This is a genomic window from Sediminicoccus rosea, from assembly GCF_033547095.1.
Taxonomy (GTDB): domain Bacteria; phylum Pseudomonadota; class Alphaproteobacteria; order Acetobacterales; family Acetobacteraceae; genus Roseococcus; species Roseococcus rosea.
Map to the genome: position 1 here is coordinate 3,138,526 of NZ_CP137852.1, position 24,191 is coordinate 3,162,716.

A 24,191-nucleotide genomic window follows, 5' to 3' on the forward strand; every position below is an offset into this window, starting at 1 on the left:
CGACATTCACCGGTCAGGCGTTACCGGCCGGTGAATGCCCGCGATGAATTCAGGCGGGGACCGACGCCTCCTCGCGCATCGCCATCCAGGCGGCGTCCAGCCCCTGGCCGAAGCGGCGGCACATCAGCGCGATCTCGGCCTCGGTGATGATGAGCGGCGGCGTGAAGGCGATGCGGTCGCCGATGGCGCGCACGACGAGGCCCGCCTCATGGCATTTCTGCTGCACGAGGATGCCGATCTTGCGCGCGGGGTCGAAGGGCGTGCGCGTCGCCTTGTCGGCCATCAGCTCGACGCCGGCGATGAGGCCGACGCCGCGCACATCGCCCACCAGCGGATGGCCGCGGAAGGCAGCCAGCCCATTCAGGAAGGCGGGAGCGACGCGCTGCACATGGCCCACCATGTCGCGCTCGGCGTAGATGGCGAGCGTCTCGAGGCCCACGGCGCAGGCCACGGGATGGCCGCCATAGGTGAAGCCATGGCCGAAGCTGCCATGCTTCTTCGAGCCCTGGATCAGCGCCTCGTGGATCGGTGCGGAAATGAGCGTGGCCGAGAGCGGCTGGTAGGCGGCCGTCAGCTGCTTCGCGCAGGTCAGGATGTCGGGCGTGATGCCGTAGGTCTCGCAGCCCCACATGTTGCCGGTGCGGCCGAAGCCGCAGATCACCTCATCGGCCACGAAGAGGATGTCGTGCTTCTTCAGGATGGGCTGGATGGCCTGGAAATAGCCTTGCGGCGGCGTGATGGCGCCGCCGCCGCCCTGCACCGGCTCGGCGAAGAAGGCGGCGATGGTCTCGGCGCCCTCGCGCTCGATCAGCGCCTCCAGCTCGGCCGCCATGCGGGCGGAGAACTGCAGCTCCGTCTCGCCCGGCTGGTGGAAGCGGTAGTAGTTGGGGTTCGAGACATGCAGGAAGCGGTCGCCGAGGGGCAGGTCGAAATCCGCCTGCATGTGCGGCTGGCCGGAGAGCGAGGCGGTGGCGACGGTGTTGCCGTGATAGCCGCGGATGCGGCCGATCAGCTTCTTCTTCTGCGGCTTGCCGCGCTGGTTGTTGTAGTACCAGATCAGCTTGATCGCCGCGTCATTGGCCTCGCTGCCCGAGCACTGGAACAGCACGTGGGTGAGGCCAGCCGGAGCCAGCTCGATCAGCTTCTCGGCCAGGCGGACGGCGGGCTCATGCCCCTTCTGGAAGAAGGTATGGTAATAGGGCAGCGCGAGAAGCTGCTTGTAGGCGGCATCGGCCAGCCGCTTCTCGGAGAAGCCGAGGGAGGCGCACCAGAGGCCGGCCATCGCCTCGATGTATTCGCGGCCTTCGGTGTCGAAGACATGCACGCCATCGCCGCGCGCCATCAGCACGGCGCCGTGCTCGTGATGGTCGGCGAGGTCGGTCTGCTGGTGCACGAAATGCGCGATGTCGGCGGCGTGCAGGGAATTCGGGCGCATCTTGGCTCTCCTGGAGGCAGGGGAGAAGCTTACCCGGTTCGGGCGCGGTGGAAATGGCCCATTGCAGGCCCTGAATCTGTTGTATTCCCAGATACATGACTCTGCGGCATGGTCATCGCGCCATGGTAATTGCGGCATGGTAATTGCGTAAGACAGGAAAGGAGGCGGTGGGCGGCGCGTGCCGGCCGGCGCTTCCAGCGTTTCATCTGCCAGACAGGATGTCTCATGGCCCAAGCCCCCAGGCCGCCCGAGCGCGGCAAGCGACCCGGCCCCAACTGGGGCAGCATCATCGCCTATGGCATCATGATCGCGCTGGCCCTGCTGGCCCTGGCGCCGCTCTACTCGTCGCTGCTCTGATCAGCCGGGCGCGGGCCACCAGCCGTCCGCCTCCTGGCGCAGCCTCGGCGTCTCGCAGACGCTGACCACGGGGATGTCGGCCGGCCAGTCCGCCGCCCAGGCGCGGGTCTGGATCATCGCCACGCAAAGCCCGACCGGCCGCAGGCCCGCCGCCGCCAGGAGGGCGAGGCCCGCACGGGCGGAGGACCCGCTGGAGACCACGTCATCCACCAGCAGCACGCGCCGCCCCGCAAGGCGCGGCAGCATGCGCGGGTCGAGCCAGAGGCGGCGCTCGGCGGTGGTGGTGATGGAGCGCATGGGCACGCTCAGCCGCTCCTCATACCAGAGCTTGCGCGAATAGCCGGCGGCCACCCAGTTGCGGTGGCCCAGGCGCTCCGCCAGCAGCGGCGCGAAGACATGGCCGAGGGTGGGCAGGCCCAGCACCATCTCGGCGCCCAGGGGGCGCGCGGCCTCGGCCATCCATCCCACCAGCGCGTGCACCACGGGGAAGCTCGCCTGGGTGGCGATCAGGCCGGCGACGCCGATGGGGCGGATGGGCAGGTGCAGCACGCGGCCATCGGGCATGCGGGCCGGATAGCGCGCGCCGAAGGGCGGGCCGGGATCGGGCATCGGGTCGAAATGCTGCCAGGGATCGCTCACGCCGGAGTCCTTCCACGCACAAGGCACCGCGTCAAAAGGCGAGGCGCAGCCTGGCCGTACCCGCGACCTGGGTGACATTCGCCGAGAATTCGCTGTCCACCCGCGCGCCCAGGGTGAGGCCCGCCGCGATCGGCACCTCAAGCCCGCCCGAGAGCAGCGCCGCATTCGCATCCGGCCGCGCGCCGCGCACCGTGAAGCCGGCATCGGGGAGCGAAGCGAAGCCCACCGCCATCGCCGCATCGCGCGTCAGGTAATGGGCCCAGGAGGCGCGCAGATACCCCTGCACCGGCACGGCGCCGAGCGCGACCACGCCGTTCACCTGCGCGCCCAGTTCGCTCCGCAGCGAGGCCTGGCTCTGCCCGCCCACCGCCACCCCATGGGTCCTGCCGGTGAGCGGGCTCGCCTCGGTGTAGCCCTGGTTGTTCACCTGCTGCCATTGCAGCGCCGCGAGGGGCTGCAGCCGGACGCCGCCGGCCAGTGCCACGCCATCCTGCCGCGCCTCGGCGCGCAGCGAGTAGACCTGTGCCCCGAAGCCCGCGCGCTGCGGATCGCTGTTCAGGAAGTAGAGCGTGCGCTTGGTGTCCACATCCATGACGGTGAAGGCGCCCGCGCCCGAAAGCGTGACGCTGCCGAGGCGCGTGGCGCCATAGGCGCCGATCTGCCCGAAATTGGCCGTGGCACTCCCCTGCCCGGCCGCGAGCGACGCCGTGCCCTCGCCCACCGCGATGGCGACACCCGCGATGCTCCGCGCCCCGACCAGATGGTCGAAACCGAGGGCGAAGCCTGCCGTGCGCGCGGTGCGGCTGGCCGCGCCATCGGCGCTGTCGCCGCCCGTGCGGTTGTAGCCGCCGGTCGCCGTGCCCCAAACGGCGTGGCGCTTGCGTTGGGCGGCATCCCCGGGGGTGAGGCGGCCGCCCATCATGCTCTCGCGCCCCAGGCCCATCGGGTCGAGCAGCGTGGCGAGGAACTGCTCGCCCGCGGCGAAGCCCATGGCGCCCGTGCTGGTCGCGACCTCGCCCGAGAGCTGGTTCACCGCGAGACCGATGGTGCTGGCCGGCTGGTTGTACACGTTGAAGAAGGGATTGAGGTTGCCGCCCGCGCGGCTCGCCGCGTCCAGCGCGCCTGCCGCCGAGCGCTGGTTGAAGGTGGTGAAGTTCGGGATGCCGCCCGGGCCGGTCAGCGCCGCCGGGGTGAGGCCGAGCAGCACCTGCGTGGGCGTCACGGTCACATTCGCCTCGACCCCCGCGCCGAAGGTGCCGGCGGTGGTGACGGTCGTGAAGTTGCCGGTGACACTCGCCGCCTGGATCAGGATGTAGGGCGTGTTGAAGGTGTAGGGCCCGCCCAGCGGCAGCAGCCGCAGCGTGCCGCCCAGCGTGGCGTTGCCGGCCACGTTGATCCGGTCCGCCAGGCTGCCCTGCACCTCGATCGCCGTGGTGGCGCCCGTCGCCAGCGCCAGGCTCGCCAGGTTGATCGTGCCGATCGAATTGCCCGGCGCCATGGTGCCGCCGCTCGCGATGGTGACGCCGGGCAGGCTCCCGGTGCCGCTCAGAGTCCCGCCATTGATGACAACGCTGGTCTCGCGGATGCTGCCATTCACCACCAGCGCGCCGCCATCGAGCGTGACGCCGGAGGGGCCGCGCACCGTCCCATTCACGACGAGGCTCCCACCCCGGCTGATCACGATCCCGCTCCCGCCCTCGATCGTGCCGTTCACGATCAGCGTGCCGCCCTGGATCACCGTCCGGCCGCTGATCCGCGAGGTGCCGTCGAGGGTGGTGGTGCCGCCGAACACGGAGAGCGTGCCGCGGACAAACTCATTGCCATCGGCCAGCGTGCCGCCGAAGCGCGTGCCGCCCTGGCTGATGCCGAGCGTGGCGTCGCCGAGCAGCACCAGGCCCTCCCCCGCCAGCGAGGCGATGACAATGCCGCGCGCGAAGGTGAAGCGGGTGTCCACCGTGGCGCCCGCCGCGACGAAGAGCGGTCCCGAGCCCGTCAGCGCGCCGCCCCGGAGGATGAGGCTCCCTTCCATCACCCGCGTCGGCCCGTCATGGTTGAGCGCGCCGGTGACGAGCAGCTGGCCCCCGCCGGTCAGCGTCAGCCCACCCGGCCCGCTGACCTCGGCTATCGTGTGCAAGGTCAGCGCCGTGCCCGCGGCCACGGCAAGGGTGCCGCCCGTGCCCTCCAGTGCCATGGGCCGGGTCAGCGTGAAGGTGGTGGTGGTGGCGAGCGTGCCGCCGGCCAGGGTGATGAGGCCACGGGCCGGCGTGCCGAGATTCTCGTCCGACGCCACGGAGAGCGTGCCGGCGGAGATGACGGTGCCGCCGGTGTAGCTGTTGGCGCCGGTCAGCGTCGTCGTGCCCATGCCCATCTGGCGCAGCACACCGCGGCCCGAGATGGGATTGGCGATGGTGACGGCATCGGCGCGGTTGATGGCGAGCGTGGCGTCGTTCACGACGGCGCCGGCGCCGAGCGAACCGCCCGGGCCGATTTCCAGCCTGCCCGCGCTGATGGTGGTGCCGCCCGAATAGGTGTTGGCGCCGGTGAGGATGGTGGTGCCGGTGCCGATCTGCCGCAGCGCGCCGGCGCCGGAGATCACCTGTGGCAGCGTCAGGCTGTCGGCGCGGGCCATCTCCAGCCCCGCCCCGGCCGCGATGGCGATGGGCGCGCTGCCGAGCGAACCGCCCTCGCTGAGGCGCAGCGTGCCTTGCGCGACCTGCACCGCGCCGAGGCGGCTCGCGCCGGTCAGGGTCAGCGTCGCGGAGCCTTCCTTGGCCAGCGTGCCGCCCGCGCCATCGGCGCCGAGCACGCCGCCGAAGGCTTGGTCGGCGTTGTTGCCGCCCAGGCGCAGCGTCTTGCCGCCGAGCCACAGCTCGCCATCGCCCGAGAGGGTGCCGAGGCGGAAGGAGGAACCCTGGAAGGCCCGGAGGTCGAGCGTCGCATTGCCTTCCAGGCGCAGGCTGGCCTGCGCTGCGTCCTGGTTGCCCTGGAACTGCACCAGCCCGCCCGCCCGGCCGTTCACGCCGCCCAGGGCGGTGATTTGCGCCGTGCCGGCCGTGCTGTCGTCACGGAAGAGGAGCCAGCCGCCGCCCGCGATGGCGGCGGGCCGCGCGGCGGGATCGGCGGCCTCCACCCGGATGGTGGCATTGGCCGCGGTCGCATTGCCGTAGAGCGCCATCTGCGAGCCGGGCCCGAAACTGCTGGAGCCGCCCAGGTTGATGCGGGCCGTGCCCGCGGTGGCATCGCCGTACAGCTCCACCGTGTTGCCGGTTCCCGAGCGGCTCCGTGCGCCGCCCTGGCTGATGATGGTGGCGGCGCCCATGCCGGCCTGGTCCTGGAAAACCAGCCGCGATATCGGCGAGCTGTCGACGGCCAGCGCCGCATTGGTGATGGTGGCGGTGCCTGCCGTGCTGTTGCCCTCGAAGATGATCATGCTGCCGAGGGAAAAGCCGGTGCTGGCGGCGTTGCTATAGGCGCCGCTGCCGGCGCTCGCCGTGCCGCGGAAATAGAGCCGGCCGGCATTGATCGCCGTATCCGAGCCGCCCTGCACCACATGCGCGTTGTTGCCGCCATCGGTGCCGGTCTCGTAGATCAGCGTCGCCCCCGGCGCGATGGTGACGTTCGACCCGCTGGAGAGCGTGCCCGCGCCGCTCACCGAGAGCGTTCCGTTCGCCACCGTGGTGCCGCCCGCATGCGTGTTGGCGCCGGTCAGCGTCAGCGTGCCCGCGCCCGCCTGCGTCAGGCTGCCAGAGCCGGCGATCACGCCGCCGAAGGTCACGGCATCGCTGCGGTTGAAGACCAGCGCGGCGTTGTTCGTGATATTCCCCGTGAGGGAGCCCGTGGTGCCGCCATCGCCGATCCGCAGCGTGCCGGCGCTGGTGGTCGTGCCCCCGGTGTGGGTGTTGGCGCCGGTCAGCGTCAGCACGCCCGTGCCCGCCTGGGCGAGCATGCCCGTGCCCGAGACCACGCCCGCATAGGTCAGGGCATCGGCGCGGGCGAAGCTGAGCGTGCCCGCATTGGCGACATCGCCAGCCAGGCTGCCCGTGACGCGCAGCGTGCCGCCGGCCTGGATGCTCGTGCCGCCGGTGTGGCTCGCCGCCCCCGCGATGGTCAGCGTCCCGCTGCCCGCCTGGGTCAGGCTGCCGGCCCCCGTCAGCGCGCCGGCCAGCGTCACGTCGCCCGCGCGCGCGAAGATCAGCGCGCCCGCATTGGCGACCCCGCCCGTGCCCAGCATGCCCGCTCCCTCGACGCGCAGCGTGGTGGCGCTGTTGATCGTGGTCAGGCCGGAATAGCTGTTCGCACCCGTCAGCGTCAGCGTGCCCGCACCCGCCTGCGTCAGCGTGCCGCTGCCCGAGATGGCGTTGGCGACCGTCACCGCATCGCCCCGGTTCACCACCAGCGCGCCATTGTTCACGACCGCGCCACCGCCGACCTGCCCCGAGGTGCCGCCATCGCCCACCTGGATCGTGCCGCCCGCATGGATGGTGGTCAGCCCGGCATGGGTGTTCGCACCCGTCAGCGTCAGGCGGCCCGTGCCCGCCTGGGTCAGCGTCCCCGTGCCGGAGATGGCATTGGCGAGGGTGATGTTGTCGGCGCTGGCGAAGACCAGGGCCGCGTTGTTGGTGATGCCGCCACCGCTCAGGCGGCCCCCGCCCTCGAGGCGCAGCGTCCCCGCGGTGATCGTCGTCGTGCCGGCATAGGTGCTGGCCCCCGTGAGGGTCAGCGTGCCCGCCCCCAGCTTCTCGAAGCCGCCCGTCCCCGCGATGGCGCCGGAGAAATTGCCGGCGGAGATCTGCGTGGTGGCGCTGCCGGTCAGCGTGCCCGCACCTTGCAGATTGCCGATGGTGCCGGTCAGCGCGCCGTAATCCAGCGTGGCGCCGGCCGCGATGGTGACGCTGCCGGCGAGCAGGGTGAGCTGGTTCAGCCCGAGATTGCCCGCGGCCAGCGTGCCGCCCGCGACCTGCAGCGCGATGGTGGCCGGCGAGAAGACATCCACCGAGGAAAAGCCCGCCACCACCCGTCCTGTCTCGGTGGCCGAGCCGATGGTCAACGTGCTGCCGGGCCTGAGCGAAAGCGCGCCCGTCAGCGTCAGCGTCTCGCCCGTCGCGGCGGCGAGGCGGCCGGTCGCGTTGTCGGTGATGCTGATCGTGTTGCCGAGCGTGCCCGTCACATTCGCACGAAGCCCGCCGCCCGCGAGCGTGACGGCGCCGCTGCCGATGGCGCCGATGGCGCCGAGCGCGAGCGTGCCCGCGGTGACGCTGGTGCCGCCCAGGTAGCTGTTGGCGGCCGAGAGCGTCAGCACGCCGCTGCCCACCTGCGCCAGCGTGCCGCTGCCCGAAATACCGTTGGCGACGGCGATCGCGTCGCTGCGGTCGAAGACCAGCGCGCCGTCATTGATGACCGCCCCCGCGCCCAGCGTGCCGCTGGTGCCGCCCGCGCCGATCCGCAGCGTGCCGCCGCTGATCTCGGTGGTCCCGGTGTAGCTGTTGGCGCCGCTCAGGATCAGCGTGCCGCTGCCGGTCTTCTCCAGGTTGCCGCCCGTGCCCGTGATGCTGCCCGAGAAATCGCCTTGGCGGATGCGGATAAGGTCCGTGTTGGTCAGCGTGCCGGCACCCTGGAGATGGCCGATGGTGCTGAGCCGGCCATCGAGGTCGAGCGTGGCGCCGGCCTGGATGGTGGTGCTGGCGGCATTGGACGTGAGGTCGTTGAAGGCGAAGCCGCCAGAGGTGACGCGGCCGGCGGCGATGACGAGGCGCGTCGTCGCCAGATCCGTCGGGTCCACGCTGGAGAAGCCCGCGACGATGCCGCCCGCGGCCCCGCTCGCCCCCAGCGTCAGCGTGGCGCCGGCGAGCGTCGTCAGCCCGCCGGTCAAGCTCAGCGTCGTGCCGGTGGCGGCGGCGAGGGTGGCGTTCGCGCCGCCCGTGACGCGAAGGTCCTGCGCGAGTGTCGCATCCACCGCACCGCGCAGCGTGGCATCCCCGATGATGATCGGCCCGCTGCCCAGCGCCGCCGCATCGCCCAGCACCAGCGTGCCGCCCAGCAGGCTGGTGCCCGCGGAAAAACTGCCCGCGCCGTTCAGCGTGAGCGTGCCGGCGCCGGTCTTGCTGATGGAGCCGAAGCCCGAGATGCCGCCCTGCACCGTCGCGTCGCCTGCCTGGGCGAATTCCAGCGCGGCGAAATTCGCGAGCGCGATTCCGCCCTGCACCATGCCGCCCGCGCCGATGGAGAGCAGGTTCGTCCCGCCCGTCAGTTCCAGCGCGGCGGCGCGCGTGGCGCCATCGCCGCTCAACCCGCCCGAGAGGGTGGCGCCCAGGGTGATGGACAGGCCCTCGCCCCGGATGCCGGCGCCGCCCGCGGCGAAGGGGCCGCCGCCCGCGCCGCCGGAGACATTGGCCTGGACCGAGATGGTGACATCGGGCGCGGTGAAGATGATGCCGGCCCCGCCCTGCCCGCCCTGACCTGGCAGGCCCAGGGGTGCCGCGCCGCCCGCGCCGCCCGCCCCACCGGTGACGCTGTCGAACAGGGTCCCGGCGTTCCCGGTGGCGATGAAGACGAGGCCGGTGCCACCGCCGCCGCCGCCACCACCGCCGCCGGCACCGCTGGCCCCGCCGCCCGCGCCGCCGGTGCCACCGGTGAGCGGCCCGCCAGGCAGGATGGAATCCACGAGGCCATGCGCGCCGCCGCCGCCGCCGCCGCCCGCCAGGGTGCCGTCCGTGCCGGGGCTGCCGGCCGCAGCGGGCGCGCCGCCACCCGCGCCGCCTGGGGCATCACCCGCGCCGCCTGGGCCGCCCGTGTCGCCCGCGCCGCCGCCGCCACCGCCGAGCGCGGCATCATCGCCGCCCGCGGCGCCGGCCGAGAAATTGAAGCCGGGGCCACCCGCGCCGCCGATGCCGGCACCGCCCGCCCCGCCCGGGGACTGGGCCCGGGCATCCAGGCCGATCAGCGCCGTGGTCGCCAGCAGGGCGGAGATGAGGCGGGGCAAGGACAAAGGCGGCGACCATCCTGGTGAACAAACCCAGGATCACGCTAGCCAGAAGCGTGACCGCTCCGCCAGTGCCGGGTCAGCCTATTCCGCGGCTGCAACCGGCTTGGCGGTGTCGCCATGCTTGGCGCCCTTGCGGGGGGCCTCATGCGCCATCTCGTTCATCGCCTTCTGCACATGGGCGGAGAAGACGTATTCTGCCGGGCGCTGCTGCGAGAGGTCGATCTCCGGCGCCATCGGCCCCTCGGTGCGGGGCCCGCGCAGCTGCGCGGTGACGGCCTTCCAGGGGCGCTTGATCGCGTCCAGCGCGGCGGTCGCCTCGAAGCCGGAATGCACCATGCAGTCGGCGCATTTCTCGTAGTTGCCCACACCGTACTTGTCCCAGTCGGTGGTTTCCATCAGCTCGGTGAAGCTCTTGGCGTAGCCCTCGCCCAGCAGGTAGCAGGGGCGCTGCCAGCCGAAGATGTTGCGCGTCGGGTTGCCCCAGGGCGTGCAGTGATAGGTCTGGTTGCCGGCCAGGAAATCGAGGAAGAGCGGGCTGTTGCCCATGCGCCACTTGGGCTTGCCCTTGCCGTCATTGTGCCGGAACACGTCGCGGAACAGGTTCTTCGTCGCCTGGCGGTTCAGGAAGTGCTTCTGGTCCGGCGCGCGCTCATAGGCGTAGCCGGGCGAGAGCATGATGTTGTCCACGCCCATCGCCGTCACGTCGTCGAAGAACTTCGCGGTGCGCTCGGCGTCGGCGTTGTTGAAGAGGGTGCAGTTGATGGCGGTGCGGAAGCCGGCGTCGCGCACCTTCTTCAGCGCCGCGACGGCGCGCTCATAGACGCCTTCCTGGCTCACGGCCCAGTCATGCTGCGCCTTGTCGCCATCGAGGTGGATGTCCCAGATGAAGCGCGGATGGGGCTTGTAGGCCTCCATGCGCTTCTCCAGCAGCAGCGCATTGGTGCAGAGGATGACGATGCGCCCCTGGGCCAGAAGGCCCTCGACGATCTGCGGCATCTCCTTGTGCAGCAGCGGCTCGCCGCCCGCGATGGCGACGACGGGGGCGCCGCATTCCTCGGCGGCACCGAGGCAATCCTCGACCGAGAGGCGCTTGTTCAGGATCTCGTCCGGGTAGTCGATCTTGCCGCAGCCCGCGCAGGCCAGGTTGCAACGGAACAGCGGCTCCAGCATGAGGACGAGCGGAAAGCGCTTGCGGCCAGCCAGCTGCTGCTTGACCACATAGGCCGCGACCTTGGCCTGTTGCGCCAGTGGAATACCCATGCCGAATCCGCTCCGGAGTGCTGCAAGCCCGAGCCTCTAGCACGGGGAATGAGGCGCTGCGAAGGCAGCGCCGCCCCGGGCGCCCCTTCCGCCCGCGCATCGGTGGATCCAAAAAATAAACCTTTCCCTGCTTGTCAGCCTCGACAATCATGAGTTGCAGGTCTTGCGGGGGGTTGCACGTGAAGGTGACGCAGCGGTTGACCGGCGCGGCGGCGCTGGCCTTGGTGGTGGCGGGCGGGCCGGTCGGCGAGGCGCTCGCCCAGACCGCGCCGCCGACGAGCGGGCTCTATATCGGCGCGGGCGGCAGCGTGAACGTCGCGCGATTCGACATCCAGAACACCTATTTCGCCGGCGTCTCGGACGCCTTCCAGGACGGCGTGCGCGTCCTCAGCGGGTCGGCCGCCGGGCCGGCGCGCAACCCGATCGGCAATGATGTCGCGGCGGCACCCAATGTGCAGCTCGGCTACTACCAGAACTTCCGCGACAGCCGCTGGCTCTGGGGGGCCAAGGCCTCCTACAGCTACCTGGGCGCCTCCGCGACGACGAACAACGCGCTGCTGCCGCAATTCGGCGGCTTCACCCGGACCGATGGCGTCTATATCCCCTTCAGCGGCAGCGGCGTCGCCCGCTCCTACCAGATGCGCGCGCAGCATCAGGTCGCGCTCACGCCCTTCCTCGGCTACTCGACGGATCGCGGCTTCCTCTATCTTGGCGGCGGGCCCACGCTGACGCGGCTCCAGACCGACGTGAACGGGCTGATCGGCTTCGCCGACATCTATGGGCAGACGACCAATGTCTCCGGCCCGCCGCAGAATTTCTCGAGCGCCGGCTGGGTCTGGGGCGGGATGCTGACCGCGGGATTCACCTTCTTCCTGACGCCCGAATGGTTCCTGGACTTCGCCTATACGGCCTCGGCCACGCAGCGGCAGTCGGCCGTGCACAACAGCCCCTTCATCAACACGGCGGACCCCCGGGGCGTGACCCAGGGCAGCGTGTTCCTCAGCACCTCGGGCGGCGTGGTCGTCCAGGGGGCGACACTGACGCTGAACCGCCGCTTCTGACGCAGAGCCGCCCGGGGCGGCCTAGCGCGGCGGTGCGGAGCCGCTGGCCGGCGGCAGGTTGCGATAGGCGGCCGGCCGTTCGCCAGGCTGCCAGGCGCAGACGCGGATGGCGGCCGCACGGCCCCAGCAGGCGCCATCGCGCCGGGCATCGGCCACACCCGGCGGCTCGCCCGAGGCGCTGTCCTCATAAAAGGCGCGGCCCATCCGGGCGCCGGGGTCCACCATCACCTGGGCCTTGCGGCTGCCAAGCGTGAGCGTGAAATCCCCGCCCGCCTCGGCCGTGAAGTCGCAGGGGCCGTTGATGAGCGTGCGGCCCTCGACCTGGACGAGGCAATCGGCCGGGCGTGCGGCGGCCAGGGATGGCAGGGCGGCCGCGCCCAGCAGCAGGGCGGCCGCGATCTGGCGGGGCCCGCTCATCGCCGCAGGCAGGCCTGGAGCGCGCGCACCGCCGCAGCCGAGCCGCGCAGCGGATAGGTGAGCGACATCTCGCCCGCCATGATCGCGAGGTCCTGGCCGGCGGCCAGGCTGTCCAGCGTGCCGGCCTCGGCATCGGGCTCGACGAAGCGGGCCGAGCGCGTGTTCAGCGCCGTCGCCGTCGCGGCCTGGGTGCCGTTCTCGTCATCCACCCAGAAGCGCAGCTCGAAGCGCGGCCCGAGCCGGTCGAGCGAGGCGCCGCTGGTGACGAAGCCGATGGCGATGGGCTGGCGCGGCGCGGCCTCGACCCGCAGCACGCTGCCATTGGGGTAGCTGCGCTCCATCTCGCAGCGGACGAGGCGGTTCGTCCCGGCATCCTCGTAGCGGGCGATGATCCAGTCGCCCGCGCGCGTCTCGCCCTGGCGGAGCACGCTGTTGCCGGTGGCGGGTGCCTGCGCGGTGACGCAGGCGAGGGCGAGCACCGCGCCGATGGCGCGGAAGGGACGGTTCATGGAAGGTGCCTCCTCAACGACGCCCCCAGCCTAGGCGGTCTTTGCATGGTGGTCCTTTCGGGAATGTCATGCCTCCGCCAGAGGCATGGCCCCGGCACGCCGGCGCGCGTGGACTTGCCGGCCCTTGGCGGATAATCAGGTCTTCCGGCCATTCTGCCGGCGCCCCGCCCCGATGGAGCCCCTCCCCCGTGAGCCACGCCGCCACCAGCCACAGCCTGAACGAGCTTGAAGCGCGCCTCGCCGGCAGCCTGGATGACAACCTCGCCGGCCGCCTGCCCGATGCCGGGACCGTGGCGGCGGCCGATTCGCGCGCGCGGCATTGGCGCAGCCCCCACCAGGGCCGCCTGAAGCCCGGTTCGCCCGAGCACAAGCGCGCCATGTGCGCGATGTTCGCCGAGACCTTCAACCCCTACAAACCCAGCGTCATCAACTGGCCCAAGCTGGATGCCGAGGCGCTGCACCGCATCACCACCCTGCCCATCTGGGACATCGCGGTGCAGACCGAGGGCAAGGCGCGGCTGCGGATGTCCGCCTATGCCGAGACCCTGACCGACCCCGAACTGCGCGAGACCATCGCCCGCAACGGCTGGGAGGAGAACCGCCACAAGGAGGTGCTCTCCAAGCTGGTCGAGGCCTATGGCATCCCGCTGGCGCCCGAGCCGGAATACGTGAAGCCCAAGGACACCGAATGGGCGTACATGGTCACCGGCTTCAGCGAATGCGTGGACAGCTTCTTCGCCTTCGGCCTCTTCGAGATGGCCCGCCAATCGGGCTTCTTCCCGGAGGAATTGACCGACACCTTCGAGCCGGTGATGCAGGAGGAGTGCCGCCACATCCTGCTCTTCGCCAATTGGCTGGCCTGGCACCGCGCGACCATGCCGGTCTGGCGCCGCCCCTGGTTCGAGATGCGGGTCTGGGCCGTCTGGGTCTTCCTGGGCTGGGAGCGCATCGGCCTCGCCAAGACCGTGGATGGCGAGGGCAAGGAGCAGAAGCAGGACAACAACTTCACCGTCACCGGCGGCAAGGCGATGACGGCGAAGGAGTACACCATGGCCGAGATCATGGATCTCTGCCTCGCCGAGAACGACCGCCGCTTCGCGGGCTATGACGAGCGGCTGCTGCGCCCGACCACCATGCCCTTCCTGGTGCGGCTCGCCCGGCGCTTCATGCGCTCGCCCAAACCGGCCTGAGATGGAAGCCGGGCTCGCCCCCGCCCTCCTGGAGGCGAGCGCGCTGGCGGCGCGCAGCGCCCTGCTCGGCGGCGCCGCCTTCCTGCTGGCGGTAGCGAGCCCGCTGGCGCGCCGGCTGCCGGCGGGCCAGGCCGCCACGCTCATGGCGGCGACGCAGCTCTTCCTGCGGCTGGCGGCGCTGGCCACGATGGCCCTCGCCGTGGCGCAGCTCGTGGCCGGGCAATTCGGCGCGGTGGGCGTGCTGCTGGCCGCCGCCGTGCCGCTGGTGCTGGCCCCGCGCGAGGGGCCGGCGCCGCGCCTCGCCCTCGTCATCCTGGGCTTTGCCGCGCTGGTGATGGTGCTGGGCGTCACCGAGGGACGGCTCAGCCTGCTGCAGCCGGGCAGCGTGACGCTCGCGACCCTGCTGCGCGAGGCCGGGGCGGCGCTCTGGATGGGCAACCTGCCGCTGCTCTGGATGCTGCTGCGACCGAACTGGCCGGCTTCGGTGCCCCAGGCCATCGGCATCCGGCATGCGGGGCTGATGCTGGCCGGCATGGCGCTGGTGGCGGCGGGGCTGTTCGTCGCCGCCCCCCATCGCACCCTGCTTTTCGGGCCGGAGGCCCTGCCGCTGCTGGCGGTGACGGCGGGCTTCGTGCTGCTGGCGCAGCTCGCGGCGGGCTTGCGCGTCCTGCTGCTGCTGGCCGCCGGGCGCGCGGCGCCGGCCGGGCTCTGGCTGCCGCGCCTGCGCTGCGTGGTGGAGATAGAACTGCTGCTCTCCCTCGTGCTCTGCGGCCCCATCGTGGCGCTGTTCCGGCTGGGCGCGCAGGGGCTGGAGCCGGCGGCCACGCCCGACCTCGCGGCGCTGGTGCCGCGGTTCGGCCTGCATGCCCTGGGCCCGGCCGAGACCGGCGGCCTCGTGCTGCTGCTCATCGCGCTGCTGGCCTGGCTGAACCGGCTGGGCGGCGCCCCGCTCGCCCGCTTCGCGCCGCTCCTGCTGCTGCCGCTCGGCCTCGGCCTCGCCTGGGGGGCGCAGGGTGTGGCGCTGGCGCTCGCCCTGCTGGTGATCGTGGCGGGGCTGGCCGAGGCCTGGGTGGTGTTTCGCGGCAGCGCCGGCGGCCCCGGCATGGTGCTGCCCTTCGCCGTCATCCTGGGCGTGATCCTGGTGCTGGCGGGGGCGCCGCCGCGCTGGGCGCTGCTGCCCTGCTTCCTCGCCACGCTCGCGCTGCTGATCCGCTGGGCCGAGCTCCGCCTGCCCGACCGGCGCGACGGCGCCGCCATGGCGCTCGCCTGGCCCGTCGTGCTGGGCGCGCTCGGCCTCGTCCTGGTGCTCGCGCATGACAGCTGATCCGGCGGCCGCGCTCGGCCGCATCGTGGTGGCGCTGGTGCGGCTCTCGCTGCGCCGGACGATCCTCATGCTGCTGCTGCTGGCGCTCGGCACGGGCGGCGCGGGCTGGCTCGCCGCCACGCGCTTCACGCTCGATTCCGACGTGACGAAGCTCTTCCCGCAGGACCTGCCCTGGCGCCTCGCCGAACGGCAGATCGAGACGGCCTTCCCGCAGCGGCAGGACCTCATCGTCATCGTGCTCGACGCCGGGGAGGCGCGCGAGGCCGAGCGCCGCGCCGCCGCGCTGGCGGGCGCGCTGCGCGCCCATCCCGGCCTGTTCCGCAGCGTGCGCCGGCCGGATGAGGGGCGCTTCTGGGCGACGCAGGGCCTGCTCTATCTCGACCTGCCCGAGGTGCAGTCCATCACCGAGCAGATCATCGCGGCGCAGGGCCTGCTCGGCCCCTTCGCGGCCGATCCGAGCCTGCGCGGCGTCGCGGACCTGCTGCGCCTGATGGGCGAGGGCCTCGCGCGCGGCGAGGCCGATGCGGCGCGCCTCGCCGCCCCGCTGGCCGCCTTCGCCGATGCGGCGGAGGCGGCGCTGCAGGGCCGCGTCGCGCCGCCCGACTGGGAGCGGCTGCTGACCGGCCGCGCGCCACGCCCGCTCGAACTCCGCCGGCTGATCCTGGTGCAGCCCGCGCTGGACTATGAGCAGCTGACGGCCGGCGCGGCCGCGACCGAGGTGATCCGCGCCGAGGCCGCGCGGCTTGGCATCCCCATCCGCCTGACCGGCCCCGTGCCCATGGCCGATGAGGAATTCGCGACCGTCAGCGCGGGCGCGGTGGAGAACAGCATCGTCTCCTTCGTGCTGGTGGGCGTGCTGCTCTGGATGGCCTTGCGCTCCTGGCGGCTGATCTGGCCGCTGCTGGTGCTCATCGTGGTGGGGCTGGTCTGGACGGCGGGCCTCGGGCTTTTGCTGGTGGGCAGCTACAACCCGCTCTCCATCGCCTTCGCCGTGCTCTTCATCGGCCTCGGCGTGGATTTCGGCATCCAGTACGCGGTGCAATACCGCGCCGAGCGCGCGCATCTGCCCGAGCTCCGGCCCGCGCTGGAACAGGCGGCGCGCGTCGCGGGGCCGGGGATGACGCTGGCCGCGCTGGCGGTGACGCTGAGCTTCCTCTCCTTCTGGCCGACCGATTACCGCGGCGTGGCGGAACTCGGCCTGGTCGCCGCACTCGGCATGGTGATCGGCTGGTTCCTGGCGATGACGCTGCTGCCCGCGCTGCTCGTCGTGGCGCGCCCGCGCGGCGAGGCGCGGGAGGTGGGCTACCCGGCGCTTCGCCCCGTGGATGGCTGGCTCTCCACCAATGCCGGCGGCGTTGCCCTGATGGCGCTGGCGCTCGCCGCCATCTGCGTGGCGAGCCTGCAATGGCTGCGCTTCGACACCAACCCGATCAACCTGCGCGATGCCGGGGCGGAATCTGTCGCCACCTGGCGCGACCTCGCCCGCAGCGCCGAGACCAATCCCAATACGCTGGAGGTGCTGGCGCCCGACCTCGCGGCGGCCGAGGCGCTGGCGCGGCGCCTCGCCGCCCTGCCCGAGGTGGCGCGCGCCACCACGCTGGCCGATTTCATCCCGGGCCAGCAGACCGAAAAGCTCGCGCTGATCGAGGATGCGGCCATGCTGCTGGGCCCGGCGCTGGCCGCCGAGCCGCGCCCCGCGCCCGATGCGCTGGCGGTGGTGGCGGCGCTCCGCGCGGCGGCGAGCGAGCTGGTGCCGCTCGGCGGCGAGGCGGCGCGCCTCGGCCGCGCGCTCGCGCTGCTGGCCCGCGGCGGCGCGGAGCCGCGCGAGGATTTCGCCGCCGCCACCGTCCCGGGCCTCGCCGAGCTTCTGGGCCGCATACGCGACATGCTGGCGGCCCAGCCGGTGACACGGGAAAGCCTCCCGCCCGAGATCCGCGCCGAGTGGATGACGCCCGATGGCCGCGCCCGGGTGGAGGCCGTGCCCAACCCCATCGCGGCGGACGAGACGACGCTGCTGACGCGCTTCGCCGCCGCCGTGCGCGCCGTGGCGCCCGACGCCACGGGGCTGGCCGTCTCGATGCAGGAATCCTCGGCCACCATCCAGCGCGCCTTCCTGCAATCGGGCGTGCTGGGGCTGGTCTTCGTGCTGGCGCTGCTGTGGCTCACGCTGCGCTCGCTCAGGCTCTCGCTGCTGGCGCTCGCGCCGCTCGCGCTCGCCGGGCTGATGACCATGGCGCATTGCGCGCTGCTGGGGCCGGACCTCAACCTCGCCAACATCATCGCGCTGCCGCTGCTCTTCGGGCAGGGTGTCGCCTATGACATCTACTTCGTGGCGGCCTGGCAGCAGGGGCGGCGCGACCTGCTGGCGAGCCCGCTGAACCGGGCGGTGATCTACTCCGCGGTCACCAATGCGGCGGCCTTCGGGGCGCTGGCGCTCTCGCCCCATCCGGGCACGGCCAGCATGGGCGTCGTCCTGTCGGTCAGCCTGGTCTATTCGCTGCTCTGCGTGATGCTGGTGCTGCCCCCGCTCCTCAAGCTCTTCGCGCCCGCCCCCCGGGGCTGACGCCGCACCCTTGCATTTTGCAATGCCTCCTGCGGGATTCGCAGGCTGCATGCGGCCTGCAGGGCCGCGCACGCCCGGAATATTCTTTTATTTCTGAAGCTTGACAGCGAAGGCCCGCCTGCCGGCCCTGGCACACCGGCTGCAACACCCCAGGCACACAACACCTCCCAGGGGTTTCGCATCATGGTCCGTCCCATCATCACCGGTACCGCCAACGCCGACTGGCTGCACCTGCAGGCCGCGGCGAGCGCGATGGAGGTGACGACCGGCGCGGGCCATGACGGCATCTTCGCCGGCGCCTTCGACGACCTGCTGCGCGGCGGCACGGGCGATGACCAGCTCTGGGGCAATGCCGGCAACGACACGCTGCTCGGCGAGGAAGGCAACGACCAGGCCTGGGGTGGCGAGGGCCATGACAGCCTGGATGGCGGCGCCGGCAACGACCTGCTCTGGGGCGATGCGGGCCAGGACACCATCCTGGGCGGCGCCGGCAATGACCAGCTCTGGGGCGGCGAGGGCAATGACAGCCTGGACGGCGGCGCGGGCCAGGACCTGCTCTGGGGCGGCCAGGGCGACGACACCATGGCGCTCGGCGAAGGCAACGACCAGGCCTGGGGCGAGGACGGCCATGACCGCATCTCGACCGGCACTGGCAACGACACGGTCTGGGCCGGCCAGGGCGATGACAGCGTGGATGGCGGCGCGGGCGATGACAGCCTGACCGGCGAGGCGGGGAACGACACCATCCAGGCCGGCGAAGGCCGCAACATCGTCAGCGGCGGCCAGGGCGATGACAGCATCACCGCCGGCAGCGGCCATGACAGCATCACCGGCGACCAGGGCGACGACGTGATCGCCGCCGGCAACGGCAACAACACCATCCATGGCGGCGAGGGCCTGGACCGCATCACGGCCGGCACCGGCAATGACGTGATCACCGGCGGCAACGGCCATGACGTGATCGACGCGGGCGCCGGCAACAACACGGTCTGGTCCGGCCAGGGCGATGACAGCGTCACGACCGGCGCCGGCAATGACGAGATCGGCACGGACGAGGGCAATGACACGGTCCAGTCCGGCGCGGGCCATGACCGCGTCTATGGCAATGGCGGGCATGACAGCATCGAGGCCGGCTCGGGCAACGACGTCGTCACCGGCGACATGGGCAACGACACCATCAACGGTGGCGCCGGCAATGACAGCCTCTACGGCGGCGAGGGCCAGGACCGCATCGTGGCCGGCGAAGGCGCCGACCGCGTGCAGGCCGATGGCGGCAATGACACGGTGATCCACAGCCGCGGCGCGGTGAATGGCGACTTCTTCAACGGCGGCGCGGGCTTCGACACGCTGGCCTTCGACATGACGCTGGCCGATTGGCAGGACAGCGCCTTCCAGGCCGAGCTCGGCACCTACCTGGCGCGCCTGGCCGCGGGCAAGACCGGCCTGTTCGACTTCGCCTCGCAGGGCCTGAAGGCCACGAGTTTCGAGGCCGTCGCGATCACGGTGGACGGCGTGGCGATGGACCTCGTGGACGATGCGGTGACGGCGAAGGCCGATGCCTTCTCCGTGACGGAGGATGCGGCGAGCGTCAGCGGCAACCTGCTGGCCAATGACAGCGTGGCCGACCTGGTCGCCAAGATCGAGATCACCAGCGCGGCCACGGCCGGCACGCTGACCCTCGGCCAGAACGGCGCCTTCACCTGGGATGGCGGCGACGCCTTCCAGGCGCTGGCGGCGGGCGAGAGCCGCGCCATCACCTTCTCCTACCGCGTGACGGACATGGATGGCGACACCGGCACGGCGCAGGCCACCATCACGGTGCAGGGCCTGAATGACGGGCCGACCGCCATGGCCGACGAGAGCAAGACCGACGAGGACACGGCGATCAAGCTCGACCTGCTCGGCAATGACTCGGATGTGGACGGCGATGCGCTGACGCTGGTCAGCGTCTCCGCCTCCGACTACGGCGCGGCGATCAAGCTGGACGGCAATGCGGTGGTCTATGACCCGAGCGCCTCGGCCAAGCTCCAGGCGCTGGGCGCCGAGGAGACGGCGACCGACAGCTTCACCTACACGGTGCGCGATGCGAATGGCGCCGAGGTGACGCAGACCGTGACGATCACCGTCGCCGGCCTTGCCGACAAGGCCGAGAGCCTGCTGGTCAACTCCTTCGAGGACGACCTCGGCAAGGGCTGGCAGGACACGGGCGATGTGGAGACCGTGAAGGGCGGCACCGAGGGCAAGATGGCCGCGCGCCTCTCCACCGAGGACGCCAAGGACCAGAAGCAGGTCGAGGGCTGGCTGCAGCTGGAGAAGGGCACGCTCGACAAGCTCGGCTACGGCGATGCGGACGAGGGCTCGGCCATCCGCGGCAAGGTGGAGCTGGAAGTCGGCCAGACGCTGAACTTCGACTGGCTCTTCGGCGCCGCCGCCAAGTCCGGCGGCAATGACTTCGCCTTCGTCACGCTGCGCCATGACGGCGAGAACGAGGTGTTCGGCCTGGCCGACGTGAAGACGGTGGGCCAGGGCAAGGACAGCGGCTGGCAGAGCTTCTCCTTCACGGCGGACGAGGCCGGCGGCTACGAGATCGGCATCGGCGTGATGGATGTGGGCAGCAGCGACGGCCACAGCATCCTGATGCTGGACAACATCTGGATCGGCTGAGGCCGGGTGCCAGCGGCGGCGGCGGCGGCGACGTGCCGCCCCCGCAACTATTCGAACAACTTGCCATCTTCGAAAATCAGTGATGGTCTCTGCGGCGGGCGGGCCGACCGCCCCGCAACAAAGGGCTGGCGCGCCGCAACCGGCGACGCCAAGGCCCGCCGCCGGAGGAGCCCGTCTTGATGCACACGCCCCCCATCGGGCCGCGCCTCGCGCGCCGTTCGGTCCTGGCCGGCGCCGCCCTGCTGCCGCTCTCCGCCCGCGCCGCCCTGCCCGACCGGCCGGTCCGCATCGTGGTGGGCTTCGCCCCGGGCACCGGGCCGGACCTGCTGGCCCGCCTGCTGGCCGATGCCCTGAAGGACGTGCTGCCCGCCGGCGCGATCGTGGACAACCGCGCGGGGGCCGGCGGCATCACCGCCGCCCTCGAAGTGGCGCGCAATGTCCGGCCGGACGGCACCACGCTGATGCTGGGGGGCGTGGGCCCGCTGGCCATGGCGCCCAGCATCTTCGCCCGCCTGGCCTATGATCCCGCGCGGGACTTCGCCCCCCTCTCCTTCCTTGCCGCGCTGGACTTCGCCTTCGTTGTGCCGAACAGCCTGCCGGTGGAGGATTTCGCCGGCTACCTGCGCTGGGGCCAGGCGCAGGGCCAGCTTCCCATGGGCACCTTCGGCGCCGGCACGCCCGGGCATTTCGGCGCCTCCATCCTCGGCGTCACCTCCCGCATGCCGGTGGAGGCGGTGCATTTCCGCACCACGGGCGATGCCATGGCGGCCTTGCTGAACGGCTCCATCCAGGGGCTGTTCGGGACCATCGCGCTGGTCGCGCCGCAGGTCCAGGCACGGCAGCTGCGCGCCCTCGCGGTCACGAGCCCGGCGCGCTCGGCCCTGATGCCGGAGGTGCCGACGATGGAAGAGCTCGGCCGGCCCGAGCTGACCTTCAATTCCTGGTTCGGCCTGGTCGCACCGGCCGCGACGCCGCAGCCCGTCCTGGCCGCGCTCGAGGCCGCGGTGCTGCGCGTCATGGCCACGCCCGAGATGGCGGCCCGCCTGCAGGAGCGCGGCTTCCGCCCCGCCGTCACGGGCCGCGCCGAATTCGAGACGCTGATGCGGCAGGAGACGGCCCGCTGGGCCGAGGTGGCGCGGCTGACGCAATTCCGCGCCCTGGACTGAACCCCCACAACCGCGCAGGAGAGCCGCATGCAGCCCGCACCCGCCCTGGAGTTCCTGTGTTCCGTCGCGGTCTCGGTCGGCCCGCCCGTGACGGTGGGCGCGGGGCCCATGGGAATCCGGCGCATCATCCCGATCCTGGGCGGGCAGCTCACCGGGCCGGGGCTTTCCGGCGAGGTGCTGCCGGGCGGGGCCGACCACCAGATCATCCGCCCGGACGGCGTGGTGGAGCTGGTCGCGCGCTACACCGTCCGCCTGCCCGACGGCGCGCTGGTCTATGTGGTGAACAGCGGCATCCGCGACGCCTCGCCCGAGGATACGGCGCGGCTGCTGCGCGGCGAGCCGGTGCCGCCGGAGCGCGTCTATTTCCGTACGGCGCCTGTGTTCGAGACCGCCTCGCCCGCGCATCAATGGCTGCACCGGCGCCTCTTCGTCGGCTATGGCGAGCGCCAGCCGGAGGCGGTGCTGCTGCGGATTTTCACGCTCTGAAGCCTGGTGCGTCGAGGCGGAATCGCCGAACCGCTGAATGATCCTCCCAGCGGGGTCTGCCGCTCAGCCGGGGGCCTGGCCGGGTTTTTGTTGCTTTTCGTTCATCTTTCGGCATTCCTTCGAAAAAATGAATCGGAGGACATGTTCCATGCGTCGTCGCCACCTGCCCGGCCTCACCCTCCTGCTCGCCGCGCCGGCGGTCCATGCCCAGGTGCCATGGCCCGACCGGCCGGTGCGGATCATCGTCCCCTTCCCGCCCGGCCAGAGCACCGACATCGTCGCCCGGCTGGTGGCGGACGAGCTCTCCCGCCGCTGGCCGCAGCGCGTGGTGGTGGAGAACCGCGCGGGCGGCGCGGGCGTCCCGGCCATGGAGGTGGCGGCGCGCGCCGCGCCGGACGGCACCACCCTGGTCGCGGGCTCGATCGGCCCCATGGCCGTGAATGCGGCGGTGATCCCGCGCCTCTCCTATGATCCGGAGCGGGACTTCACGCCGCTGACCAATCTCAGCCTCGTGCCGCTCTGCATCGTGGCGCATCCCGGGTTCCCCGCGAATGATCCGGCGGGCTTCCTGGCCGCGGCGCGGGCCGCGACGCCGCCGCTTTCCATGGCCACGGCCGGGCCCGCCTCGGGCGCGCACATGGCGGCCGAATTGCTGGCGCATCGCCTCGGCATCCAGCTCAGCATGGTGCATTACCGGGGCAGCGGGCCCGCCATCACCGACCTGATCGCCGGCACCGTGCCGCTGATGAGCGACAGCCTGGCCTCCGCCCTGCCCAATGTGCGGGCGGGGCGGCTCAAGCTCATCGGCGTCAGCACGCGCGGCCGCGTCTCCTGGGCGCCGGAGGTGCCGAGCTTCGCCGAGACGGTGGCGCCGGGGCATGAGGCGGTGGGGTGGAACGGCCTCGCCGCGCCGGCCGGCCTGCCGCCCGAGATCGCGGCCCGCATCAATGCCGATGTGACGGCCATCCTGCGCGACCCCGCCGTCATCGCGCGCATCGAGGAGGCGGGGATGCTGGCCGATCCGCAGAGCCAGGCGCAATTCGCGGCCTTCCTGCGCGCCGAGATCCAGCGCTGGCGCGAGGTGGCGCGGATGGCGAATGTGACGCTGTAGCGGGTTTCGGCCGCTGTGCGGGCCGCGCGGATATGCTTTGCTGCGGTCAGAAAAAACCGGAGGAAACCCCATGCTCACCCGCCGCCTCACCCTGGCTGCGCCGGGCCTGCTTGCCCTGCCCGCCGCCGCGCAGACCTGGCAGCCCGAACGCGCCATCACCATGATCGTCGCCTTCGCGCCCGGCGGCGGCACGGATGTCGCGGCCCGCACGTTGGCCCGCTTCATGGAGCGCGAGCTCGGCCAATCCGTCGTCGTCCACAACCGCGCGGGGGCGGGTGGCGAGGTGGGCTGGGCGGAGCTGGCCCGCGCGCGGCCGGACGGGCTGACCATCGGCTTCATCAACACGCCCAACCTCGTCACCATTCCGATCGAGCGGCAGGCGCGCTTCAAGCTGGAGGATTTCGCCCCGATCGCAAATGTGGTGGATGACCCCGGCGGCTTCTGGGTGCTGCCCGACAGCCCCTGGCGCAACCTGAACGACCTCGCCGCCGCGGCCCGCGCGGCACCGGGGACCATCAGCTACGGCACCACGGGCGTCGGGTCGGACGACCACCTGGCGACGCTCGCCTTCGAGCGGCTCACCGGCACGCGGCTGCTGCACGTGCCTTTCAACGGCTCGTCGCAGGTGCGCAACGCGATCCTTGGGCGGAACATCCAGATCGCCGCGATGAACATGGGCGAAGGTGTGGGCGATTTCCGCCAGGGCGTGCTGCGCCCGCTCGGCCAGATGGCCGAGACGCGCTGGGCCAACACCAATGATGTGCCGACCTTCCGCGAGCAGGGCTTCGACGTGGTGGATGGCTCGCTGCGCGGCCTCGCGGCGCCGGCCGGCACGCCCGCACCGGTGCTGCAGCGCCTCGCCGCCGTGGTGCGCTCCGTGATGCAGCATCCGGACTTTGTGGCGGCGGCGACGCAGCAGCAATTGCCGCTGCGCTTCCTCGACCCCGACCAGCACCGCGCCGTGCTCTTCGCGATGCGCGAGAACTACCAGCGGATGTGGACGCAGCACCCCTGGCGGGAGTGAGCC

The 24,191-nt window shown here is 72.0% G+C and carries 16 protein-coding genes; 10 read left to right on the forward strand and 6 right to left on the reverse strand.

All coding sequences use genetic code 11. The annotated features are described in order from the left end of the window. Positions 1-49 precede the first annotated feature (49 nt). Positions 50-1,435 (reverse strand): aminotransferase, encoded by a 1,386-nt coding sequence (locus R9Z33_RS15225; RefSeq protein ID WP_318647429.1) that lies wholly within the window; start codon positions 1,433-1,435, stop codon positions 50-52. Positions 1,436-1,660: 225 nt separating this feature from the next. On the opposite strand from R9Z33_RS15225, the gene R9Z33_RS15230 reads away from it, so the two are divergent. After that, positions 1,661-1,792, forward strand: a complete 132-nt coding sequence (locus tag R9Z33_RS15230; protein ID WP_318647430.1) for a hypothetical protein — start codon at positions 1,661-1,663, stop codon at positions 1,790-1,792. On the opposite strand, the gene R9Z33_RS15235 is transcribed toward R9Z33_RS15230, so the two are convergent. The 3 genes from R9Z33_RS15235 to hpnH form a co-directional block, all read right to left on the reverse strand. After that, the gene (locus R9Z33_RS15235; protein ID WP_318647431.1) at positions 1,793-2,431 is read right to left on the reverse strand and encodes a phosphoribosyltransferase; all 639 of its coding nucleotides are present in this window, start codon (positions 2,429-2,431) and stop codon (positions 1,793-1,795) included. Positions 2,432-2,462: 31 nt separating this feature from the next. After that, the gene (locus R9Z33_RS15240) at positions 2,463-9,416 is read right to left on the reverse strand and encodes an autotransporter-associated beta strand repeat-containing protein (protein WP_318647432.1); all 6,954 of its coding nucleotides are present in this window, start codon (positions 9,414-9,416) and stop codon (positions 2,463-2,465) included. Between the two features lie 78 nt (positions 9,417-9,494). Beyond that, complete coding sequence (gene hpnH / locus R9Z33_RS15245) at positions 9,495-10,673, reverse strand: adenosyl-hopene transferase HpnH (protein WP_318647433.1); 1,179 nt, start codon at positions 10,671-10,673, stop codon at positions 9,495-9,497. 179 nt (positions 10,674-10,852) lie between these two features. Between hpnH and R9Z33_RS15250 the strand changes: the two genes are divergently transcribed. Further along, a complete protein-coding gene (locus R9Z33_RS15250; RefSeq protein WP_318647434.1) occupies positions 10,853-11,734 on the forward strand; it encodes an outer membrane protein in 882 nt (293 codons plus the stop codon). 21 nt (positions 11,735-11,755) lie between these two features. Here the strand turns inward: R9Z33_RS15250 and R9Z33_RS15255 are convergent, their stop codons facing one another. Together R9Z33_RS15255 and R9Z33_RS15260 are read right to left on the reverse strand one after the other, a co-directional pair. Continuing rightward, on the reverse strand, positions 11,756-12,151 hold the full coding sequence (locus R9Z33_RS15255) for a hypothetical protein (protein ID WP_318647435.1): 396 nt from the start codon (positions 12,149-12,151) through the stop codon (positions 11,756-11,758). Then, entirely contained in the window at positions 12,148-12,660 is a 513-nt protein-coding gene (locus R9Z33_RS15260) for an invasion associated locus B family protein (protein WP_318647436.1), read from the reverse strand. Before R9Z33_RS15260 ends, R9Z33_RS15255 begins: the two co-directional genes overlap by 4 nt. A gap of 248 nt (positions 12,661-12,908) precedes the next feature. On the opposite strand from R9Z33_RS15260, the gene R9Z33_RS15265 reads away from it, so the two are divergent. From R9Z33_RS15265 to R9Z33_RS15300, 8 genes are all read left to right on the forward strand, one after another. Further along, positions 12,909-13,850, forward strand: a complete 942-nt coding sequence (locus R9Z33_RS15265) for a ferritin-like domain-containing protein (protein ID WP_404830686.1) — start codon at positions 12,909-12,911, stop codon at positions 13,848-13,850. A gap of 1 nt (position 13,851) precedes the next feature. Next, on the forward strand, positions 13,852-15,174 hold the full coding sequence (locus R9Z33_RS15270; RefSeq protein WP_318647437.1) for a hypothetical protein: 1,323 nt from the start codon (positions 13,852-13,854) through the stop codon (positions 15,172-15,174). Then, on the forward strand, positions 15,164-17,737 hold the full coding sequence (locus tag R9Z33_RS15275; protein WP_318647438.1) for an MMPL family transporter: 2,574 nt from the start codon (positions 15,164-15,166) through the stop codon (positions 17,735-17,737). Before R9Z33_RS15270 ends, R9Z33_RS15275 begins: the two co-directional genes overlap by 11 nt. Before the next feature lie 183 nt (positions 17,738-17,920). Further along, a complete protein-coding gene (locus R9Z33_RS15280) occupies positions 17,921-20,401 on the forward strand; it encodes an Ig-like domain-containing protein (protein WP_318647439.1) in 2,481 nt (826 codons plus the stop codon). A gap of 179 nt (positions 20,402-20,580) precedes the next feature. Further along, on the forward strand, positions 20,581-21,567 hold the full coding sequence (locus tag R9Z33_RS15285) for a Bug family tripartite tricarboxylate transporter substrate binding protein (RefSeq protein ID WP_318647440.1): 987 nt from the start codon (positions 20,581-20,583) through the stop codon (positions 21,565-21,567). 27 nt (positions 21,568-21,594) lie between these two features. After that, positions 21,595-22,053, forward strand: a complete 459-nt coding sequence (locus R9Z33_RS15290) for a DUF3237 domain-containing protein (protein WP_318647441.1) — start codon at positions 21,595-21,597, stop codon at positions 22,051-22,053. 148 nt (positions 22,054-22,201) lie between these two features. After that, complete coding sequence (locus R9Z33_RS15295) at positions 22,202-23,164, forward strand: Bug family tripartite tricarboxylate transporter substrate binding protein (RefSeq protein WP_318647442.1); 963 nt, start codon at positions 22,202-22,204, stop codon at positions 23,162-23,164. A gap of 70 nt (positions 23,165-23,234) precedes the next feature. Next, positions 23,235-24,188, forward strand: coding sequence for a Bug family tripartite tricarboxylate transporter substrate binding protein (locus R9Z33_RS15300; RefSeq protein ID WP_318647443.1), 954 nt, complete (start codon positions 23,235-23,237; stop codon positions 24,186-24,188). Positions 24,189-24,191: the final 3 nt, after the last annotated feature.

Excerpts from the sequence above, each read along its gene's own strand:
- R9Z33_RS15295 (WP_318647442.1), top strand. The coding sequence starts at position 22,202 with ATGCGTCGTCGCCACCTGCCCGGCCTCACCCTCCTGCTCGCCGCGCCG.
- R9Z33_RS15285 (WP_318647440.1), top strand. The coding sequence starts at position 20,581 with ATGCACACGCCCCCCATCGGGCCGCGCCTCGCGCGCCGTTCGGTCCTG.
- R9Z33_RS15270 (WP_318647437.1), top strand. The coding sequence starts at position 13,852 with ATGGAAGCCGGGCTCGCCCCCGCCCTCCTGGAGGCGAGCGCGCTGGCG.
- R9Z33_RS15275 (WP_318647438.1), top strand. The coding sequence starts at position 15,164 with ATGACAGCTGATCCGGCGGCCGCGCTCGGCCGCATCGTGGTGGCGCTG.
- R9Z33_RS15300 (WP_318647443.1), top strand. The coding sequence starts at position 23,235 with ATGCTCACCCGCCGCCTCACCCTGGCTGCGCCGGGCCTGCTTGCCCTG.
- hpnH (WP_318647433.1), bottom strand. The coding sequence starts at position 10,673 with ATGGGTATTCCACTGGCGCAACAGGCCAAGGTCGCGGCCTATGTGGTC.
- R9Z33_RS15280 (WP_318647439.1), top strand. The coding sequence starts at position 17,921 with ATGGTCCGTCCCATCATCACCGGTACCGCCAACGCCGACTGGCTGCAC.
- R9Z33_RS15260 (WP_318647436.1), bottom strand. The coding sequence starts at position 12,660 with ATGAACCGTCCCTTCCGCGCCATCGGCGCGGTGCTCGCCCTCGCCTGC.
- R9Z33_RS15230 (WP_318647430.1), top strand. The coding sequence starts at position 1,661 with ATGGCCCAAGCCCCCAGGCCGCCCGAGCGCGGCAAGCGACCCGGCCCC.
- R9Z33_RS15255 (WP_318647435.1), bottom strand. The coding sequence starts at position 12,151 with ATGAGCGGGCCCCGCCAGATCGCGGCCGCCCTGCTGCTGGGCGCGGCC.
- R9Z33_RS15225 (WP_318647429.1), bottom strand. The coding sequence starts at position 1,435 with ATGCGCCCGAATTCCCTGCACGCCGCCGACATCGCGCATTTCGTGCAC.
- R9Z33_RS15290 (WP_318647441.1), top strand. The coding sequence starts at position 21,595 with ATGCAGCCCGCACCCGCCCTGGAGTTCCTGTGTTCCGTCGCGGTCTCG.